The following is a 21,816-nucleotide window of genomic DNA, read 5'->3' on the forward strand; positions in this document are numbered from 1 at the left end:
AAAATATTAAAATAATAACATAGAAAATTATGAGATTAAGAAAAAAAATTATAATTGTTTTTGGTGTATTAGTGTTATTCACAGTTGAAATAAAGTCTCAAAATATACCTTCGTCACCGATAAACACAGTCCCCCCTTCACCTAATGCATCTTCACTGGGTAAATATGGAGAAACTCCAGTATCTCTTTATACTGGAGTACCCAATATTAGTATTCCTTTATTTGAAGTCAAAAGTGGAAGTTTGACTCTGCCGATTAGCTTAAGTTACCATGCTTCAGGAATTAAAGTGGAAGATGAAGCTTCTTGGGTAGGTTTAGGGTGGTCATTATTTTCAGGTGGTGTAATAACTAGGTCAATTAGAGGGCTTGATGATTTAAGACTTGATACAAATATGTCTTATTTTTTAGGATATCCAGATTACAAATTTCCAACAAGTATTGAACAGCATAATCTTGATCCTATAGGATATTATTCTAATAGTGAAGCCGCATTTTTGAGTGAGGTAAATGGTAATTTAAAAGATACTGAACCTGATGTTTTTTATTTTAATTTTGCTGGATATTCAGGACGTTTTTATATTGAACAAAGGTTATCTGTGAATGAGCCTTACTCTTTTATAATTGAGTCTCAAGAAAAAATTCTTATTAAATTAGAAAGAAAGTCTGGGGCTTTATCCGGATGGAAATGGTTATTTATTACACCAGATGGAGTAAAGTATTATTTTGAAACTGAAGAAAGAATTCAAACTACTTCAGGAGGTTCTGAAAGAGAAGTAGCACCAAAACCTGAAAATTTTCCGCTAAATGCGGGGCCATCTAGTTTGAGTATCTCTTCATGGTATTTAGATAAAATTGTTTCTCAAAAAGGTGATGAAATTCTATTAAACTATACTTCAGGTAGTTGGGGGAGTAAAAAAATTATGAGTTTGAATGAAAGTAGGAATCATTTACTATCCTGGCAATCTAGTGGGTTTTGCCCTGGTAATAATGTGTTTAGTGAGGCTAATAAGCATTTTTATTATAATTCTTTGAGCATTGTATATGATGTTTATCTTAAAGAAATTGTTTTCAAAAACGGGAAGCTAAAATTTGAAACATCAGATCGCGATGATATCCAAGCCGTATCGCCAAACCATTCTAAACCACAACGACTCGATCGTATAAAATTATTCAGTACTTTATCTAATGAAGAGTTAGTAAAAGAATACAATCTTAATTATTCCTATTTTAATTACGAAGGCCCTGGAAGTGGACATAATATGAGTTATCCAACTACTTATACAGGAAAGAGACTAAAGCTATTAAGTGCTACAGAAAAAGCAGCTGACAAAATTAAACCACCTTATGAGTTCGAATATATCAAAGTAGATTATTCTTTAGGTGACATTCCAGATAAATACTCTAAATCTAAAGATTATTGGGGGTATTTTAATGGTAAAGTCAACATATCAGTTTTAGATAACTTGTCATCTACGGGATTCACAAGTACTTTAATTCCTCCATATCTCGATAAATCAACAAATGTGTTTTATAATGGTGCTAGTAGAGAAGTCGATGAAAATTTTGCACAAATAGGAACATTAAAAAAAATTAAATATCCTACTGGCGGAACTACAAGTTTTGAATATGAGAGTAATGATTATTCACAATATGCACCTCCAAAAAAGAAAGAAATCACTGAATATATATCATTACAGTCAGTAGGCTCAGATGTTCCTGCTAATGAAGAGTCGATTGACAGTAGTTTGGTTGCAAAACAAGCAATTTCACTTTCATCCACAACTGTTTATGATGTTACATTATCAGGTCAATTAAGTACAATCGTTTGTCAACAGCTTCAAAACGAAGTTAGTGGTGGCGGGTATGTCGGATTTACTTTTACTCCAACTGGGAGCACTCCGAGCAGTAATATTAGAAGATTACTTATAGACAATATACTTTGTAGCGATTTTCCTTCTAGTAAATTTCAAATAATTTCTGTTCCTCCTGGGACTTATAATATAAGTATTTCTGCAGGTTCATATAGTATAGCAAATGTACTTTTGTCTTATAAAAAAGAAGTTGAAGATGAAAGCGGATATATATATATTGAAAAAGGAGGAGGCCTAAGGATTGCAAAAATTGTTGATTATAATGGTTTTCGACATGACGGGGATGTTATTAAAATTTACAAATATCATTATTTTGACAATAAAGGAATCGAAAAATCTAGCGGAATTCAAATGACTCCTGTTGTAAATGAATTTGTCCATAAAAAAATTTTTTATGAACAATGTAATGACTCTAATGGTAATCGTTATGATAATGCAACTCAAACAACTGTTTTGACTAGAACTTCTGAATCCAATGTGACATTGGGGACTTCTGCACAAGGTAATAATATCGGATATTCTTTCGTAACCGTTTTAAATGGGGAGAATGGAGAAAATGGGAAAACAGAATATCGATACATGAATTCATCTGAAGAACAATTATATTTTGTTTTGCCTAATATGCCAGCTTTGAGAAGACCTGAAAATGGGCTGTTGACTAGTGAGACACAATATAAATTTTCACAAAATTCATTTGAAATGGTAAAAGATAAATTATTTGAATATGAAATGGATGAAAATCAAAGCAGGAGTTTAAAAGGGTTTAAGTATAGGGATTGTGAAGATTTACTATATGCTCAAACACATGGTTTACCTATAGCTCCAACAATTCAATTTTATGATAATATTTCACAATGGTGGCATCCAAAGAGTACATCAGAGACTATTTACGATACGAATGGTAACAATCCAGTAACGATTTATACTGAGTTTTTCTATGATAATCCAATGCATAAGCAACTCACCCGTAAAGAAAAATCGACTAGTGACGGAAAAACAATTAGTGTTAGAACGTTTTATCCAGATGATATTTCAAGCGTAAATTCTTTAATCCCGAATTTATCGACAACAGAAAAAGCGACGATTGACAAACTTAAAGAAACAGGATTACACCGTATTACTGAACCCTTACAGGTGGAGTCAACAATTAAAGATTCAATTGGTACTGTTATAGCATGCTCAATACAACGTACCAATTACAAAGAATGGATGACTAATTTAGTAGAGCCTGAATATTTGAAGGGCCTTAAAGGAATTGTTTCGTCTTCAAGTCCTATGGATAATCAAATAATATTCCACAATTATGATGATAAAGGGAATCCATTGGAAGTGAGTAAAGCAGAGGGTATGCATACCGTTTACATTTGGGGATATAATCAACAATACCCAATTGCAAAAATTGATAATGTAGCCTTCAATGAAATTTCATCATATATAGCAAATCTTCAAAATCTGTCTAATACAGGAACTGAGGCTGATTTAATTACTTCTTTAAATACTTTAAGGGCTAATCTTCCCAATTCTATGGTTACCACATATACTTATATTCCTTTAGTTGGAATTAGCACCATTACTGATCCTAAAGGAGATAAAACTACCTACACTTATGATTCTTTTGGAAGACTGGAATTCGTAAAAGATAAAGATAACAACCTTCTTTCTGAAAATCAATACAATTACAAACAATAAAACCAAAAGTAATATGAAAAATATACTAAACCTTCTTTTGGTTTTATTTCCAATTCTAGCAATAAGCCAGACCCAAACTGAAAATTACATAAAAACAACGACTTATAAAACACCATCAACCAGCAGCATTTCAAACCCCACCAGCACACAGGCGCAAGTAAAAGTTACCTATTTTGATGGTTTGGGGCGTCCAATGCAGCAATTAGCCCATCAACAATCTGGGACAGGAAAAGATATTGTTACCCAAATTGAATATGATGCTTTTGGACGTCAGGTAAAAGAATATTTGCCATATGTTCCTAGTTCTTCGGCTTCACTTGATTATAAGACAACTGCATTGACCGAGATTGGTGCATTTTATAATACTCAATTATACGAAAACACTACAAATCCCTATTCAGAGAAGGAATTTGAGGCCTCGCCACTTAACAGAGTTTTAAAACAGGCAGCACCTGGTAATGACTGGAAATTAGGCAGTGGCCACGAAGTTAAACTTGATTATCAAACTAACATAAACATCGAAGTCAAGTATTACAAGGTCAGTTTGTCTTTTGCAAATAATACTTATACCCCAGCATTAACAGATAACGGTTTTTATAATGCAAATGAGCTATACAAAACAATAACCAAAGATGAAAATTGGACTTCGGGTAAAAACAATACTACCGAAGAATTTAAGAATAAAGAAGGACATCTTATCCTTAAAAGATCATATTCCGATTATAAAGACATAAATGGACTTCTTATCTCCAGTGAAACACAGCACGATACTTATTATGTATATGATGATTACGGAAATTTGACCTATGTCATTCCACCAAATGCAGCTGGCCTTAGCATTGATAGTACAAATCAACAGTCCGATTTGACTTCAACAGCCACGGTGACTTCAGGAAACACCTTAAATCTTATCGCATCTAATTCTATTAGACTATTACCTGGATTCTATGCGCAACAGGGAAGTATTTTTTCAGCAGTAATTAATAGCAATAAATCAATTTTAGATGATTTATACTACCAATACAAATACGACCAAACAAACCGTTTGGTAGAAAAAAAATTACCAGGAAAAGGCTGGGAGCATATCGTATATGATAAACTGGATCGCCCAGTTTTAACCCAGGATGATAATTTAAGAGTTCAGGGTAAATGGTTATTTACTAAATATGATGTATTTAACCGACCTGTTTACACAGGATTAATTAGTAGTAGTAAAAATAGAAGTGATTTACAAAACGATTTAAATCTAGAAATAATTCATTCTGAAGCTCGTGGTTCAGTTCCATTAGATGGAATTAATACCGGCTATACAAATAATTCATTTCCACGTAATGGTATTTTAGAAATTCATACCATTAATTATTATGATAAATATGATTTTGATCTGGATGGAGGTGTTTCTGAAGTTGTTGGAACAATTACACCAAGTACCGCAACTAAAAGTTTGGTAACTGGAAGCAAAATACGTGTTTTGGGAACTCATAATTGGATTACCAATGTAATTTACTATGATGATAAAGGAAGACCTATATATAACTACAGTAAAAATAATTTTTTGAATACTGTCAATAAAGTAAAATCAGAACTTAATTTTATAGGAAAAGTAACCAAAGTAACATCTACACATCAGAGAAATAGCGTAAATATTGTAGTCGTCGATACATTTACCTATGATCACGCTGAAAGGCTTACCAAACAAACACAAGTTATTAACGGAGCCACAACTCCGGAATTAATAGCTGAGAATGGATATAATGAACTCGGAGAACTATATAAGAAAAAAGTAGGAGGAAAAAGCAACCAATCCCCTCTGCAGACCGTAGATTACACCTATAATATTCGTGGCTGGCTCAAAGGGATTAATGATGGAGATACAAGCAACAGTGCTATTACAATGGAGAGTAGTGATTTATTCGGTTTTCAGATTAATTACAATACTCCTTCAACGGGAACACCATTATACAACGGAAATATTAGTCAAACCTATTGGAAAACCCAAAACCAAGATCCAAGTTTGAAAAACTACACTTACAGTTATGATGCTTTAAACCGACTGATCGGAGCGATATATTCGTTATCGAACCGTTACAACGAGAGTCTGGTTTATGATAAAAATGGAAATATCATCAATCTAAGCAGAACCGGAAGTAGGGATACTAATGTTAGCATATTTGGGGCAATGGATAATCTGACCTATACTTATTTAGGCAATAAAATAAATACGGTCGAAGATACTTCGGGAAGTACCGAAGGGTTTAAGGACTCAAGTCATTCTACGCAGGAATACAGTTATGATGATAATGGGAATATGAAGACAGATGATAATAAAGGTATAACCTCTATTACTTACAACCATCTGAACCTGCCGATAGATATCAAAATGTCAGGAGGGACTATTCATTATAACTATGATGCCACAGGTGTAAAACAGCAAAAGATAGCCGGTAATATAACAACTGATTATGCAGGAGGTTTTCAGTATGAGAAAACAGGATCAGGAACTGAAGTTCTGAAGTTTTTTCCAACAGCAGAAGGCTATGTTAACCATACCAATGGTCTTTTTGAGTATATTTACCAATACAAAGATCATCTGGGAAATGTACGCTTGAGTTACAAAGATGCCCGTACAACGCCACTTAAATTAGAAATAGTAGAAGAAAGCAATTACTATCCGTTTGGTTTAAAACAGAAAGTTGCCGGAGAAGTAATTAACAACAGTAATTATAAGTATAAGTACAACGGGAAAGAATTGCAAGACGAGCTGGGACTTGGGATGTACGACTATGGTTTTAGAAATTATGACCCTGCGCTTGGTCGATGGATGAATATTGATCCGCTAGCGGAAGTATCAAGAAGATTTAGTCCATATACTTATGCACTTAATAATCCTGTTTATTTTATTGATCCTGATGGGATGATGGCTAATGAATATGATGTTGATTTAGTAACTGGAGCAACAACACAAGTAAGCAATAAAGGCGGTGATACAACAGATTATTTAAATTTTAAAAAAGAAAATGGAGAAACTCTCTATACTCATGAGGTAGAAGTTCAGAATATAACCGAAAATATTTATAATAGTGGAAGTGAAATAGGTTATACCAACACCTCAAGGGAGCCAGGGATATTACGAACAACTAATATTAGACCTACTCCAGGTGTTGCTGAACCCATGGAATTTAGTTCTCCTGCTTTTGTTTGGGGATGGGCTTTTAAAGGGGTAGGACATGCTTGGAACAGTGTTTTTGGAACAGCTGCAAAGGGTGTGACTGAATCTAGTAGTTCAGCTTTTGGGGAAATTTTATCTTCTTCAGGTGAGTTTGACCCCGTTAAGATATTATATAGAGGAACTACAGGTAGTGAAGCAACAACTAGTAGTATTTTTTTAACAGATAAGGTATCTGTTGCTAAGAGTTATATTCTAAATGGTGGAGAACTTATGAAATATGATATTAGTAGTTCCGGGTTATATACTTTAGAACATTCTGGACAATTAATGGTTGGTCCCGGTATTAAAGCCGGTTCTAATGTAATTTCAACAGAATATAAATTTATAGGTAAAGAATTGGTTAAAGAAATTAATAGTTTAGCAAAACCTTATAATCCTTAAAAAAAAAATAATGAATAAAATTTTTTGTTGTGAGAAGTTAAGCTTCTTTGGTCGGTCAGAAAATAATATAGGGCTAAATTTTAGAGTGATTAAGTATGAAGGAAGTATTAGAGAAAAAATGCTATTACTTAATCCTAAGGCAAATGATAAAGGTTTTGTAATAACTTCTGGTTATACAAATAATATACATGATCACGGAACTACGCGAATGATTATTGAATATTGTCCATTTTGTAGTCAAAAATTAAGTGATTTTTATAAGTCAGATAATTATGTGCAAGAAATTCTAAGCTGAGACCCCACCACTCACCGCTTCCGCACGAATCCTTTCGTGTGGCTCAAAGAGTATCGACAAAGCATAAAAACAGAAAAACTCGCAGTGATGCGAGTTTTTTTATGTCTTAAAATAAAAATCAAATCAGCATTTTTTATGAAATAATGCCTTGTTTAATGTTCTTCTGAAAACAGGTTTTGTGGCATTATTTCAAAAAAAATGCCTAGCCATGTGGCGACTGAACAAATAAAAAAAGATTCGTAGTGCGTTGGCAGCAGCGGCGGGGTTGAGAGAGGTCTTAAAGAAACGGGGATATTTTACATAATGAGTTTATAGTGCAGCGCGAGAGCGCTAGAACTATAAACTCATTATGTAACATAGCTTTGGTGTGGTTTTATTACTATTGGTCTTGAAAACCCAATCGCAAAGAGCATCTACAAAGAGAGTAAAAGAAAAAAGCAACTCAATTACGAGTTGCTTTTTTTATGAGTTTATCGGTTCGAATTCTTTGGTAAGACCTTTAATAGGCTTCTTTGTATCAACTTCAATACCATAGAGATAATTGTAATTAGGAACTCTTTTAATATTTTCTGTGCCTATAGACAAATGTAAACTGGGAACTAATTGCGAGTCATAGCGTTGTAATTCTATAATTACGCCAGAATGATGTTTTAAAAAACTTCCTATTGTATAAGGTGCTTCTTTTTTCATTATGAAGAGAATGCTTTTTTAGCTTTAAAATTTTGGATATAAGTATAAATACAACGGAAAAGAACTCCAAGACGAGCTATCGCTGAATCTGTACGATTATGGAGCACGTAATTATGACCCTGCTTTAGGTAGATGGATGAATATTGACCCATTAGCAGAAAAATCACGTAGATTTAGCCCTTATACATATGCTCTTAATAATCCTGTTTATTTTATTGACCCTGATGGTATGGAAGCTAAAAGTACTGGAGTAAACTTAAATAAAGATGGAACATATACAGTTGTAAGTGGCAAAGCAGACGGAGATAAGAATGTTTACATTGCCGATAAAAACGGTAATTATGATAAAAATTCAAAAACTATTGGAAAATCAGTAAGTGATAGTTCATTTCTTGATGAAAAAGGTAAGGCAGTTGCAGGGGTATTATTAATACAAAATCATACGAAGGAAGTAATTTTATAAAAAATGAAATTATTAAGAAAAGCCCTTTTATCGTTACTTATATGAGAAATGCTGGAAACGGTGAAACCTATGATTTAAAAGATAGAGGTATTGATAAAATCGGTGCAAATACATCTGAACTGCAGCATAGATACAGAGGTAGTATTGGACCCAATGGAGAAATAGGGTCAGCTAGAGATTTTGGAGATATGGGTGCAGGAATAGTTGCAGGAAGATTTGGACTTTCATGGCAGGCCGCCAGATTGGGTTTTGACAGCTATCAAACTTATACAGATACATCTTTTGAATTACTTGAAACTGAAGTAGGCCCAACAATTCAAATGATTGGTGGACCAAGAAGAGAGGCACAAATTAGCCAAAAAGCACAAAAAGTCGGTTGGAATATTGGAATACAACTTAACAAGCAAGATGATCAAATTGATTTTTTTAATAATTAAAACTACATTGTATGATAATATTCTTCAAGAATATAAGAAATTTTCTTTTTTTGTTATTGTTAACTTTGTTATTTCTCAATTGTAATTCACATAGTCGGAGCGGTCGATTGTTTTTATACAATAAGGATAAAACACAGGTGATAACAATACTGACTGATTATTCAAAAAATGAAAGAATTATAGCTTTAGAAAAATTAGATAAGGTCCCGCAAAGCGGTTATGCCAAACTAAATATTTCCGATGTTACAGAGTTAGCTGATGAAATTGGTATCTGCTGGTTTATTGAGAATCGAGGATGGCAATTAGTAAATGACAAATCAAAAATAGTCACTGTACATTTAGACACAACAAAATATAAAATTAAGACAAATTGGCATCTAGATGAAAACGCTATTCCTACTCCTGAGTATTATAGAAAAACAAATTGTTATACTGTTGGTTTATTGGGTAATCCTAGACTTCATCCAAATAATAATGGACACGTTGAATCATTTGATTAATTAGGTAATGAATTAGATTTGTTGGTAATTAATTATTGCATCCAACATTTGAATAAAATAAGAGATTTATAAGAATATCGTATAAAAATTAAAACATTTTTCTGGTTGTCCAAAGTCAAAAAAGCTACTTTATTACGGAGTGGCTTTTGTTTTTATTTTTTTTTATATACAACTAAATTACACACAATAATGGGAAGAAATTTTTCAATACTTCAAAAGAAATATTGAAGCAAAACCCAATTTAAAAAAGTAGTAATCTAGATCTTAAGAATCAGAATCCGCAGAATATTGGTCTAATAAATCTAAGGTTGGTACAAAAAATAATGTTCCCGTTTCTGCTGTACTAAAATCCAATATTCTATCATAATTTCCTGGCGGATTACCGATGAACATATTTTCCAGCATTTTTCTGGTAGTACTAAATTTACTAGCATAAGAAATAAAGTATGTCCCAACTTCTCCTTTAGAAGGATTTCCAAAAGGCATATTATCTCGTACAATTTTAAGTTCATTACCCTCTTCATCTGTAATAGCAGTAAGAGCGCTATGAGAATTTGTAGGTTTTACATCGTCTGCCATTTCAATATCATTCATTTTAGATCTGCCGATTACTTTCTCCTGATCTTCTGTTGATAAATTTTCCCGATTTTTCATGTTGTGGAAATATTTCTGAACAAATAAATAACTCCCTCCTTTATAAGCAGAATCCTCATCGCCTACTACTGCAAAAAATTGCCTTTCATCTCCTATCGGATTTTCTGTACCATCTACAAAACCAATTATAGAACGACCATCCCAATACCTAAATCCATGAACTTCTTCCTGACATTCTGCCACAGATTCTAAAACATTTGTAATAGCTATGGCCATATCAAAACAAATAGCCACATTTTGAGCTCTTAAATGAAAATGGAGATCTCCTCCAGTAGCTTTTGCTGTATGCTTATCTCCTATGATAGGCTCAAAATTAACCAATTCCTTTGGCAAAGGTGTTGGCAAACCAAGCCTTATCCATGCATCATGCCCCACACCCATTACACAACTGCTTCGCCCATTTGGGATTCTTATTGTATAAGAATTATTTAAATTACTTACCAATGAACAAAGTTTCTCGAATGCAGGCTTAATATCTATCTGGTCTTTAAAACTCCAAACCATGAAAATAGTGTTATTGTTTGGGTAATCAGTAACGTTTTGCGATTGATCCATATTGATATTTATACGTTATATACTATTTAGCTTTTTTAAAACAAGTGATACAAATCAGTAATTCGACTGTATCAACAAGATATAAAGTTATGAAATTAATAAACAAAAAGCTCTACTAGTAATTTTATAGATGACTAAACTAAAAAGTTGACTCAACATATAATTAGATGGAAATAAAATCTTAAAACATTTTATGAAATTAAGTTAATAAGCGTCTGAATTGTGCCTTTTCATCATTTACTAAATGATGGTTCGAAAAAAGCCAAATTCTTCATCAATCAAAATTCTTCTGTCTAAACCCAAATTCATTTCCTCACATGCCGTTTCAGCAACAAGAGAGCAAGAAAAACATGCTGCCAAATTCAAATCAAAAACCCCTTGTCCCTCTGATTCCCAACATAATGGATCTGAGGAACAATTTATTGCTCGTTCTAATGCTCTCGCAATTATTTCTGATATTTTTTCTGGTTCTCCTTGTGAAACGAGTCCGCCCATGCTACCCTCTGAACCTTCTGCTGTATATATTAAAACTCCAGACATTGTCTTTTCTGGATTTCTAGATATATAAAGACGTTCTTTTAAACTTGCGGTCGGATAGCCACAAGAAAACTCTAATTCCCTCATCATTAAATGAGAAAATGAATGAATCAAAAACTGTTTATATTGATTATTAAATAGTTTCATTTTTGACGCAATACCTTGAGTGTTTTGCTCTGGTAATTGTATAATATATTTTGAAAAACGCTCTTCTAAAAATTGATTATCTTGTGAAATCCATTTATCAATTTGTTCATTTGAAAATTCAAAAAATATACCTTCTCCTAATGTCTCATTTGCTGGCAATAAAAAGAGTTCTTCAGGATTTATTGAAAATATATTTTTACCACCAACGGATTCCTGAACTATTCCATCTATAACAATTCTTTCTTTAGGTTTAACTCTAGTAAAATCTAATTGTACATTTGTAACCTTTAACTCTTCAACTTGTTGAATTTTTTTAAAAAACTGCTGAAGTTCGTTGGGTAATTGAATATCTGTAAATCTTAGTCCTTTATTTTTATCTATGTCTGTCAACATTGAATTTCCAGAGAAGCACTGGTATTCTTGCCACCTATATTCCTCATATGGATCGCTACTATCATCTAATTCAACGTTTAAAAAATCACTTTCTAATTTACCTTTGAAATCATTATCATCGACAATTTTCAAATTATTATCTAATATAAAATCTTCAAAATTATTAGCTAATTTGCTATCCCAAAAATCATTTTTCGAAATAGATGAGCTAGCATTTCGTTTAAAATACCTCTCATTTAATATTCGTAAAGCCTCAATCAATTCTCCTGATTTATTAGCCGCTAAGTGCATAGGAATATACAAACTTGAAAATCCATTAGCATAATAAACATTGTTTGCTGTTACCAATGCAACTTGCATATGCTCTTGATGATGATTTTTACCACACTTATTACAACTATTTGCTCTCTTCTCGCATTTTTCAAAAGGGATTAAGTCAGGGTTACTTAAATCTATCTCCCACGGTTTTTGACCTGTGCATAAAGGTTGTAAACTATTAATACCTTCAAAATTTATTTTTGGGAAATTACTGTAATCACCCATTTTCACTCCTAATTTTCTTCCTCCATCCCCAGTGCCACAGCTCTCACAATGAATAAAAATACTTCCGTATCCCTCTGATTTAGTTTTACTTTCTGTCCACACTAATTTTGCATTTCCGCAACACGAACCACTTTGCTGAATTGACAATAATTCCTCACCTTTATCAGTATCTGGTCTTTTATTGAGATATTTTTCGGTTTTCCAACGTAAATAATTTGATAAGGGAATATCAGATAAATGACCATTTGGGCAAATTAGTATTAAGTTAATTTGATCCAATGGGCGATATTCTTTATAAATCTCTTCCCGCCCTTCATAATTTTTTTTAATAAATTGGTCTATTAAATCATTCCCATCACGAGGAGGTGCAAAATCTGACATTGAAGGAATACCGTTGTTTTTTTTCGCTACGCTTAACCAAATTTCTTTCCAATCAGATATTTTTTTTATTTCTCCTTTTTTATTCTTAAACCATTTTGGAAATAACGTCCCTACGACCATGTAATCATTAGCAACATTTTCAGAAGTTTCTCCAGTCTTTTCTAAAGCATCTTTAATCGGATGGTTATTCCAATTAGGAGTATTAAAAACTTCATTTAATGACATGTGGGGTATTCCTATTAGGCAAATTAGATTTGGAAGATTTTTTTCCTGTTTTATAAAATCAATAAATCTTTGATCGTCTATAAATTCCAATCCTCTATTTATTATTTCTTGCTTAGTTAAATTATAAATTACTTTATCCTCAGTATATATATTTCTAGCATTCTCTATTTTAGAATTCGCCCATATAATAAACTTCCATTTATTGATGTCTGAAATTAGAACATATGACCCCAATTTTGTAGTGATTATGGCTCCGACTCCAGAAGTAGACGAAAGAAGTTTACTTTTACCAATCCCTTGGTTATATTGATTCTGTTTTAGTATTTTCATAATTATAATACATTTATCTTAATGGCTGATTCTGGAGCTATTACCCTAAGTGACATTGGAACTTGCCATTTTTTACTATGAATATTTGCTTCATATTCTTCAATATCAACATATAATTGCTCCTGTTTACGTTGTTGAGTTGGTAAATTCTTTTTATTATTAAAAACTAGGTCTGTTGATGAATCAAGATTATATTTTAAATTTATCCAATCATCAAAGGCTTCTATAACCCATTTTTTTATTTGATTTATATTTTCTTCTTTTAATAAATTAGCTACTACTCTTTCAATATTTGGCTGTGATAGTCGCAATTTACGTTCATCAAAGTAATTTGTAATACTTGCAACTATCTCTTGTAATTCAACTTCACTAATTCTAGATATTATGCCTGCTGAACTACGCTCAACGAACTGGTTTTGAGTATGTCTGATCATTGTAGCTACATAAAGTCCCATATATCTTTCTACAGCTTTTTGGGTAAAAGGTGTTATAGAAATTGGTTCAACGTAGCTATACATCTTTTCATGAAATTCAATAAACTTCTCGTAATGTGATATGTCTCTTGCTCTAAATGGATGGTGTACAGTCAAAACTAAACCATAGCTATTCCTTGCAACACGACTACTTGCTTGAATGTATTCCGCTGTATTTCTTGGCATCGAATTCATTATGATAGTATTAAATCTAGAGACATCAATTCCAACAGAAATCATATTTGTGGCAACAACAAACTCTGGAGGTATTGTTCCTTTTATAGTTTCATTATTTTGTAAATTAGCAAACCTAAGTTCCGATTTCCATTTCGTTTCAACATTCCTTAGTTCATTTTTTACATCTTCACCAGAAAGTCGTCCTGTCAATTCAGCTTCTTTAATTGGCCCGTACGTATATAACGAATGAATTAATTTTTGTGGTCTTATAACTCTTGAAAAGACCCTTCTTAGCTCTTTAAGTATATATGATTGCACTTGTGATTGAGTTTTACCTACTTCTTTCAAACTGTTAAAATAAGATATGGCAGTATGGTAGTAGTCCATTGCTTTTTCAAAATCATTATATTTTTTAAAATTAATAGGACTGTTATCATCCAACTCTTGTAATTCGAAAATTGCGCGGTGAGTCATAATAATAGCTGATAACCTCATTTGCATCCATATTTGAGTTCTACCAGTAGGTAAAACACCAATGTATTTTCTATTAGACAAATATTCTTCATCTTTCTGCAAATCGTCAGAATACTTTCTTCTATAAAATGCAAAGAAAGAATCATCACATTCGACACCGGGCTTTGGGAACAAATTGACATTTCTATCAAATAATGCCATTATTTGCAGTTGAGTATTTCTTGTTGTTGCCGTAGATGAAATAATTTTAGGTCTTGTTCCGTCTTCTCTAGTACATAACTGATTAACAGCAGACTCGAATAATGCTACTGCTGAACCTAGTGGTCCTAAAAGAAGATGTAATTCATCTTGAATTATTAAATCCGGAGGAAGATAACCTTTATTTGGTTTTCCTATTTCCCAATTTCCTCTTCCAAAAATTCTTCTTGAATCTGCCTTTCGACCATTGTCTGTCGCACTAACTTTATGAGCTAATTGAGCAAATTTGTCCACAGTCCCAAATAATAAAGCTGGCGGATGCTGGTAGATTATCTCGTCAGACAAACATACCGGAATAGGACCTTGATATGGTTTCTTATGCGAAGACCTGCCAGTTCCAAAAGAAAAGGAACATTTTGCAGTATTTGAGCATTTCAAATGCAATCTGTTTTGCTGAAATACTAAATTCGTTTTATCAATTTCCGTTTCACCTATAATTTTGGAACCGCACCATGGGCAATTATTTAAAGGTATTTTATTTTCTCTTCCTTCATTTAATTTCTGAAATTCATTCAATAATGAATCTTTATTTCTATCGGTATACTTATGCATTAATTTGTTTGGTAAGGAGTCATTACCAACCCATAAACCTATATTAATTGGTTCTTCACCTAAATCATACTTATCCCATCTCCTAATTAGTTCCAGAGCCATTATTACTAAAGTAGCACGCTGAAATTGCTGCATGGTAAGCAATCGAAGAGTATATCTCATTATAGCTGCAGTTCCCCCTCCTCTTTCTCTGAATATTCTGCGTCTATTAATTATTGTTAAAGCAATCAATCCTAAATATGCTTCTGTTTTACCACCTCCAGTTGGAAACCACACTAAATCAACCCAATTATTTCTTTTATCCCATACAATATCATGCTCATCTTTGAATATGCCATCTAAGTTCAAAATAATAAACGCTAGCTGAAATGCTCTCCATGTAGCTGATTCGGTTTTAGAGAATAGTTTATCATCAGCGCTTTTTTCATAAAATTTTAAATCAAATGTTGAGAATGTTTCTTCTTGAAAATAATTAGCTATTGTACCATTTTTTACTTCAATTGAATGCCATAATTGCATGAACATAGCGCCATTCATTAAACGAAAAGACAATAAATTATCCCGGTTTTTATTTCCTGAAAGAAAATTTCGGATATTGGTTTTCATTCTCAAATAATCACTTTCGCATTTATCTAATTCTTGCTTAGCAATCTCTGCATATTTATCTTTATATTTTTCGTCCTTTCTTTTGGTTAAAATCCAATTTCCATATGAGTCAACAAAATCTGTCAATCCTTTTAAAATTTCAGTATCATCTGCGTGCGAGAATACAGACAACCACTTAAACTCTTGACTTTTGGTGTTTTCCGAAAAAATAGGTGGTTCAAAAAAATTGTCTTTTTTGTTAAAAACCGGAGTGCTATTTTTATTTCTGGGAACAGGATCGATATCTGGTGTTTCACAACTTGGTAAATATTCCGTTTCAACGGTTCTTTTAAATTCTTTAATTTCCCATTTTACAGAACATCCGTGTCCTACAGCATAATCCTTGAATTGGTCATAAATAAATTGTGTAGTTGTATCTTCATTGAACTCATTATTTTTTAAAGTGTACTCACAATCACTATAGGGAACAATAAATTTATTTGTAACTGATATATTTACACCAAAAAAAGCTTTTTGATTTACTAATTCATTGAATGTTGAATAATATCTACTATCTTCATTTGATTTTATAAATGCTGCACTGGTATTTACAAGCTGTATTTTTAAAAAGATTTTATTATTGGCTTTCCTTGAATCTCGACTTAATTGAGCATTTGCGGAAATAGAAGCATAATCCTTTGCTTGTTCGTCCAAATCAAATCTAAATAAATCCTTTAAGCCTTTTGTTTCAATACCATTATTATGAAATATAGTTATCTTTTCACTATTTCCAGCATACAAAATCAGCTTCTTTTTTTGAGATTTTGGAAATGAAAAATCTTCAACTCTTATTGTTCTTTCTACTAATTCAGCTTGCCACAAACCATAGCCTCCAGAATTAACGTCTAGTAAATTTCTCAAGTGGTCGGTTATACTTTCAATTAATTCTATTTCTTGAGTTATTTCATATATCTTAAACCTAATATCTTCATCGGTAATTTCGTTCTTTAACTCGTAATACAATGATGATTTTAAGTTACTCAAATAACAAGAAGCCTTAGTAAGTTTAGGAATTGAAATAATTCCACACATTTTATCAAATAACCTTTCGGCGTGCTGTTTTTGTATTTCCTTTATTCTTGTTTTTAAACTGGTTATTTCTTCTTGTTTTAATTTAGCAAGAAGTACAAAAGCGTTCTGGTTTATAACTCGCAATGAAAAATCCAATAAATGATTTTGATTTAAAAAATCACTAAAATTATAATTATTAACTTCGCACAAAAGACCAATCCTTTCATTAAACTTCCCCTCCTTATCTTGTTTTAATTTCTTGTAGTATCGTAGCTTTACTTTAAACTCTATAGTTCCTTCATCCAAATATTTTTCGTCAAGACAACACGTTAAACCCATTGTTCTTGGAAATATTTGATTTAATTCTACAGTATCAGTATTATCAAAATCATCTTCACTTTTATTTTGAAAATCTTCACCTTCTTCACCATCTTTTTTTTCGATTTGATCATTATTATCTAACACCAATCCTTCAATACAACTTCCACTTGCATCTTCTGGAAATAAAATACCAGTGCTATAAATTGCGGCGGGCACTATATCTAAAATTTCTGCAGAGTAATCAATAGCTGGTTCAGTTCTAAGATTCTTAGTTACCAAAGATTCATCTTCCAAATCAACATATCGATAACCATTAATTCCTGGTCCTAATGTTTGTTCCCTGATAAATCTTTCAAGTGAATTTCTTTTATCTAGTATTTTTTTACTCATTATTTATTTTTTCAATAGATTCAACTTCTAAAAGCTTTAATTCTGGCTGGATTAATTCTGTTAACGTAACCAAACTATCAAGAAGATAATTCTCATCAATTCCCAGTTCATCAAGAGGATGGTTTTTCTTATAAAACGACAGTCTATTTGTTATAATATCTCTAGTATTTAACTCGCTATCAAAGCAGCCATCATTAAATAAATCTTTTAATAATTGATTCATTTGCCTTGTACTTTGACGACTTGATTGCTTTGAAGTATTTTTTATTCTTTGAATTATTGCAAAATATATTTTGGGAATTTGAAGATATTCACATACCGCTACAAACACTTTTTTGTTAAGAGGTGCAATAGATTCACTAAGTGGGTTAATCCAGCTATTCTTAAAATGAAATGAAGAAACAATTTTAAGTTTCTTGCTTTCTAAATATGCCTTGAGTTCGTTATAAAAGTTTTCTTCACCCTTGGTCTCAGCCTTACGTTTTAATAATATTTTCCATAATCTCCCAGTTTCATCATTTTCTATTTTGAACTGATTTCTAATGACCTTTAACTCATCTTCTTGTTGCTTTATATCTACAATTTTTTCATAAATATTAATATCTTCTTGAATATCATCAAGATTTTGAATAAAATATTTTTCACCGGTTATTTCAAAAGTAAATAAATCACATATTTTAATTACTTTATAATTGTTACTTAGTGAATCCTTAAATATAAATAAATCAGAACCATTAAACGATCTGGCTTTATGATTTTTTAATTTCAACTTATATAAATCTCTGTTTTCTGAATATGAATATTCAAATTCTAAATTCCAGTCTATTGTCAATTTAGATTCTGGAATCATTTTCTTAATGGATGACTTTAATAACTCCCATTGAAAAAAATCAAGTCTAACAACATGCTCACCAAGTGAATGAAAATCAATATATAAATTGTATTTTGCCCAATTATACTGGTGTTCAAAAAAGAATCTTAAATTAATAGAAGAAACTGAAAAATAATTCTCTCCCACAGGTTCAACTATATTTGGATAAAAATAATTTGGAAATTTTCCCTGATCTCGATAGGTGAGTATTAGTAAGGGATTACTTTTAAATGTGTCAATGTTTGACCAAGAAATTAACCTATTTGTATCTCCTAAGGGGAAAAGAACAGCATTAATTTTTGACTTTATACTCTGATTATTTATTATTGACTCATCAAGAACAAGAGCTGTTTTATAGTTTGTATGTTTACTAATCAATGTTTTAAAATCTAAATCAATAATTAAACTTAAAACAGCAGCAAGAGCATCTTTTAACTGACTAATATCTTCTTCTCTTAATTCAAGTATGGCATGCTTAGTTTTAATAAGTTCTGAACTCTCAGAATTTGAAAATAAATCCTCTAAAATATAATTTTTAATTTCTTCGTTTAAACACATTGAATATATGTTCATTAATTTTATTGACCTAAGTTCATATAATTCCAGAACATTAGTTTGCATCAAAAAATTATCCCAAAAAATGCAATTTTTAGGGCCTATAAATTTATTAGAAATTTTCCCTCCTTTTTTCCGATTCAAAAGAAAGTCTATTTCGGAAGCAAAAATCGTATAAGATGACTTATTTGGAATTTTAAATTTCTCCTTTGTCGCTTCTATTTTACTTCGGGAATTGTTAAGCGATTTAATTTCTTTGCCAAATGTTAATACCAAATATTTTCTAAAATTGGTACCAAATTCATTATTCCATTTTTGTATTTCTTCAAATGAGTATGTCGTCATTTCAGATTTTCTCCCGCAATCAAAAAGTATTATAGATTGTAAATTATCTATAATTTCACTCTGAAACTCATCAATCTCATACAAAGATTTATTTGTATTAATTACATTATAGCTAAGATTGTAGTCTCCCAATTTAATTGCAAAAGGTCGTGACTCAAATAATATTTTTAAATTATTATTTAAAACTACTTGTAAATTGAATAAATTTTTTGGGATTATATTTAAATTACTATCTAGCTTATTATAAAATGCAAGAAGGGATTTTTTAGATTTACGTTCAAGACGAATTTTGTTTTCTGTTTGTTTTGTTATACCACCAGGGAAGTATAAACTTGAATTAACCTTTTTTGTTAAATTTTCAATAGTTTCAGCCAGTACTAAATTGCATTCAGTTTGAATTCCTAAATCTGTTTCAACACAATCATAATACAATTTCACTATTAAAAATTCTGCTATAAGCTCTTTGACATTATTATTAAAATTATTTTCAAAATGTAAATGAAAAACATCTATCTTCTCATTAATATTTGGATAAACTTTTAATAGTTCATTTAGATATTCCAAAACCGGTAAAAATTCCAATTTTAAATCATTGTGTAAATTGTCAATTACCCTTTTAAATTGAAAGTCCGGCTCTTTCAAAAAAGAATCTAAATAGTTATTAATATGATTATAAATCAATTCCATTAAAAAACAATATTTATTTCCAAATTCAACATTGCTCTCGTGATTCCAACAAAAATTTCGTATTTATTTAAATCACTGGGATTTGATATAATTAAAAATACATTTTTCTTTTCGAGCCCCTTAAACTTAAGGATTGAAGAATATCTTAACTTATTTGCTGTATGACCTACATTTGACTCTGTTAATTCCTCTACATCTTTAATAACTAATAACTCTCTCATATCTTCATCTCCGTTATAACTTCCTTTTAGAAATGTAGACTCAATTAGAAGAATGCAATCTTGTCCTATTAGGGAAGAATTACTTTCTCTAATAGGAGTTAAAACATTACTTACAATATGCTTTTTTACCTCTTGCAGTGAATTATGTTTTACAATTTTCACTTGGGAATAATAGATACTAAATTCCTGAGCTAGGAGCACATCAGGATCCTCCAAAATTTCAGCAGATAATTTTCTAATATCTGGATTTTGAGCACTTCTTTTTACCTCATTAATTTTATAATGAGAATAGTATTCCGCCATTAAATCAGCTATTTCTAAAACACTTCTATTACTCAATGAATAACTTTGATCAATATCATAAATGATTAAAGAATTACCATTTAAAAGCCCCTTACCCTGAGAACCTGAAAATTTATTAATAAATAAATCTAAACCTCTGTCAAATAAGTCTTGCGCCTCATCGATAACAATAAAATCATATGTTTTTTCACTATCAATTCTCGAAATGGAGTCTCGAACCAAACAGTAAAAACCTTCTTCATCCAATTTACTTAAGTCTTCATATTTCAACGATGGATTAAGTTTTTGAAAAAATTTAAAAAAAGTCGTTACTTCAATATCACTGGAAGATTGTCTTTCTAAGAATACTGATTTAGTATAATGCATTAAAAGATTATTCCAACATAGATAAATTCCTTTTTTATTATGTTGCTTATCAATAAAAGCTTTTGCAATTGTTGTTTTCCCTGATCCTGGTGGACCTTCTAACATAATTCTAGGATTTTTATATAATCCATCTAAAATTTCAATATTTTGAACACCTAACCATGATAAAGTATCAATTGTATTATATTTGTTTTTATCTCCAATTATTGGACTTAGAATTTTTTTTATTGTTGTACATTCTTTTATCAACAAATCATTATAACTTCTAAAATGCCTTTTATGCTTATTTTTGGTATACTCAAAAACATTTAATAAAAACTTCTCTATTGAATCACTGAAACTAGCGGATTTATACTTTGTCCAAAGTAAATTAGTATCTATCAGCTTAGAATCAAATGGATAATCAACATGAGGAAAAACTACCGCTTCACAAAAGAAGCAGCCTTTTATATTATTTAAAAAATTATCTTTTAATGTATATTTATATCCTTCAACTTGCTTAAAAGGATTCTGTTTCATCGGCGTATCAAAATTTTTTCCATAATAAAAGGCATTTCCTTGGGTTGAAATTGACCCTCCTTTTACTTCTAAAACTAGTACCCCGTGTTTACATACAATCAAAAAATCTATTTGTGAACTTGTCTTTTTATAGTAATTAAAACTGTCTGAATGCTCAGGTAATTTCAAGTCATGCCAAACATCCCAATCTAAATTGCTTTTATCCAGATCCTGTGCTAGCTTTCTGTAGACATCGATTTCACCATGTAAAGGTGATCCGTCTTCCTTAACAATTATAGATTCTAAGGCATTTAGTGGATTATTTGGATAAAATTTTACTGGCATTTTT

Annotated in this window: 12 protein-coding genes; 6 read left to right on the forward strand and 6 right to left on the reverse strand. The window is 31.3% G+C overall.

The window, feature by feature from the left end:
- The first annotated feature begins 29 nt into the window (after positions 1–29).
- From AC3IPI_RS23665 to AC3IPI_RS23675, 3 genes are read left to right on the forward strand one after another with little or no spacing between them, the layout of a single operon-like run.
- Positions 30–3,560, forward strand: a complete 3,531-nt coding sequence (locus tag AC3IPI_RS23665; protein ID WP_489156218.1) for an RHS repeat domain-containing protein — start codon at positions 30–32, stop codon at positions 3,558–3,560.
- Positions 3,561–3,573: 13 nt separating this feature from the next.
- Entirely contained in the window at positions 3,574–7,170 is a 3,597-nt protein-coding gene (locus AC3IPI_RS23670) for a DUF6443 domain-containing protein (RefSeq protein ID WP_489156220.1), read from the forward strand.
- Between the two features lie 10 nt (positions 7,171–7,180).
- The gene (locus tag AC3IPI_RS23675; RefSeq protein WP_489156222.1) at positions 7,181–7,465 is read left to right on the forward strand and encodes a hypothetical protein; all 285 of its coding nucleotides are present in this window, start codon (positions 7,181–7,183) and stop codon (positions 7,463–7,465) included.
- A gap of 462 nt (positions 7,466–7,927) precedes the next feature.
- Here the strand turns inward: AC3IPI_RS23675 and AC3IPI_RS23680 are convergent, their stop codons facing one another.
- Positions 7,928–8,155 carry a hypothetical protein gene (locus AC3IPI_RS23680; protein ID WP_489156224.1) on the reverse strand — a complete coding sequence of 76 codons (228 nt, stop codon included), beginning with the start codon at positions 8,153–8,155 and terminating at the stop codon, positions 7,928–7,930.
- Between the two features lie 88 nt (positions 8,156–8,243).
- On the opposite strand from AC3IPI_RS23680, the gene AC3IPI_RS23685 reads away from it, so the two are divergent.
- The 3 genes from AC3IPI_RS23685 to AC3IPI_RS23695 all read left to right on the forward strand — a co-directional run bounded on the left by AC3IPI_RS23685 (position 8,244) and on the right by AC3IPI_RS23695 (position 9,555).
- The gene (locus AC3IPI_RS23685) at positions 8,244–8,618 is read left to right on the forward strand and encodes an RHS repeat-associated core domain-containing protein (RefSeq protein WP_489159252.1); all 375 of its coding nucleotides are present in this window, start codon (positions 8,244–8,246) and stop codon (positions 8,616–8,618) included.
- 41 nt (positions 8,619–8,659) lie between these two features.
- On the forward strand, positions 8,660–9,055 hold the full coding sequence (locus AC3IPI_RS23690) for a hypothetical protein (protein ID WP_489156226.1): 396 nt from the start codon (positions 8,660–8,662) through the stop codon (positions 9,053–9,055).
- A gap of 137 nt (positions 9,056–9,192) precedes the next feature.
- Positions 9,193–9,555, forward strand: coding sequence for a hypothetical protein (locus AC3IPI_RS23695; protein WP_489156228.1), 363 nt, complete (start codon positions 9,193–9,195; stop codon positions 9,553–9,555).
- A gap of 264 nt (positions 9,556–9,819) precedes the next feature.
- Here the strand turns inward: AC3IPI_RS23695 and AC3IPI_RS23700 are convergent, their stop codons facing one another.
- The 5 genes from AC3IPI_RS23700 to AC3IPI_RS23720 all read right to left on the reverse strand — a co-directional run bounded on the left by AC3IPI_RS23700 (position 9,820) and on the right by AC3IPI_RS23720 (position 21,812).
- Positions 9,820–10,764 carry a Dyp-type peroxidase gene (locus tag AC3IPI_RS23700; protein ID WP_489156230.1) on the reverse strand — a complete coding sequence of 315 codons (945 nt, stop codon included), beginning with the start codon at positions 10,762–10,764 and terminating at the stop codon, positions 9,820–9,822.
- Between the two features lie 240 nt (positions 10,765–11,004).
- On the reverse strand, positions 11,005–13,320 hold the full coding sequence (gene drmB / locus AC3IPI_RS23705) for a DrmB family protein (protein ID WP_489156232.1): 2,316 nt from the start codon (positions 13,318–13,320) through the stop codon (positions 11,005–11,007).
- 2 nt (positions 13,321–13,322) lie between these two features.
- Positions 13,323–17,621, reverse strand: a complete 4,299-nt coding sequence (locus AC3IPI_RS23710; RefSeq protein ID WP_489156234.1) for a helicase-related protein — start codon at positions 17,619–17,621, stop codon at positions 13,323–13,325.
- The gene (locus AC3IPI_RS23715) at positions 17,614–20,079 is read right to left on the reverse strand and encodes a hypothetical protein (RefSeq protein ID WP_489156236.1); all 2,466 of its coding nucleotides are present in this window, start codon (positions 20,077–20,079) and stop codon (positions 17,614–17,616) included. Before AC3IPI_RS23715 ends, AC3IPI_RS23710 begins: the two co-directional genes overlap by 8 nt.
- Entirely contained in the window at positions 20,079–21,812 is a 1,734-nt protein-coding gene (locus AC3IPI_RS23720) for a nuclease-related domain-containing DEAD/DEAH box helicase (RefSeq protein WP_489156238.1), read from the reverse strand. Before AC3IPI_RS23720 ends, AC3IPI_RS23715 begins: the two co-directional genes overlap by 1 nt.
- Positions 21,813–21,816: the final 4 nt, after the last annotated feature.

It is taken from the genome of Flavobacterium sp. GL_143, from assembly GCF_057834355.1.

Coding starts and splice junctions, on each gene's coding strand:
- AC3IPI_RS23665 (WP_489156218.1), top strand. CDS start 30: ATGAGATTAAGAAAAAAAATTATAATTGTTTTTGGTGTATTAGTGTTA.
- AC3IPI_RS23670 (WP_489156220.1), top strand. CDS start 3,574: ATGAAAAATATACTAAACCTTCTTTTGGTTTTATTTCCAATTCTAGCA.
- AC3IPI_RS23675 (WP_489156222.1), top strand. CDS start 7,181: ATGAATAAAATTTTTTGTTGTGAGAAGTTAAGCTTCTTTGGTCGGTCA.
- AC3IPI_RS23680 (WP_489156224.1), bottom strand. CDS start 8,155: ATGAAAAAAGAAGCACCTTATACAATAGGAAGTTTTTTAAAACATCAT.
- AC3IPI_RS23690 (WP_489156226.1), top strand. CDS start 8,660: ATGAGAAATGCTGGAAACGGTGAAACCTATGATTTAAAAGATAGAGGT.
- AC3IPI_RS23700 (WP_489156230.1), bottom strand. CDS start 10,764: ATGGATCAATCGCAAAACGTTACTGATTACCCAAACAATAACACTATT.
- drmB (WP_489156232.1), bottom strand. CDS start 13,320: ATGAAAATACTAAAACAGAATCAATATAACCAAGGGATTGGTAAAAGT.
- AC3IPI_RS23710 (WP_489156234.1), bottom strand. CDS start 17,621: ATGAGTAAAAAAATACTAGATAAAAGAAATTCACTTGAAAGATTTATC.
- AC3IPI_RS23715 (WP_489156236.1), bottom strand. CDS start 20,079: ATGGAATTGATTTATAATCATATTAATAACTATTTAGATTCTTTTTTG.
- AC3IPI_RS23720 (WP_489156238.1), bottom strand. CDS start 21,812: ATGCCAGTAAAATTTTATCCAAATAATCCACTAAATGCCTTAGAATCT.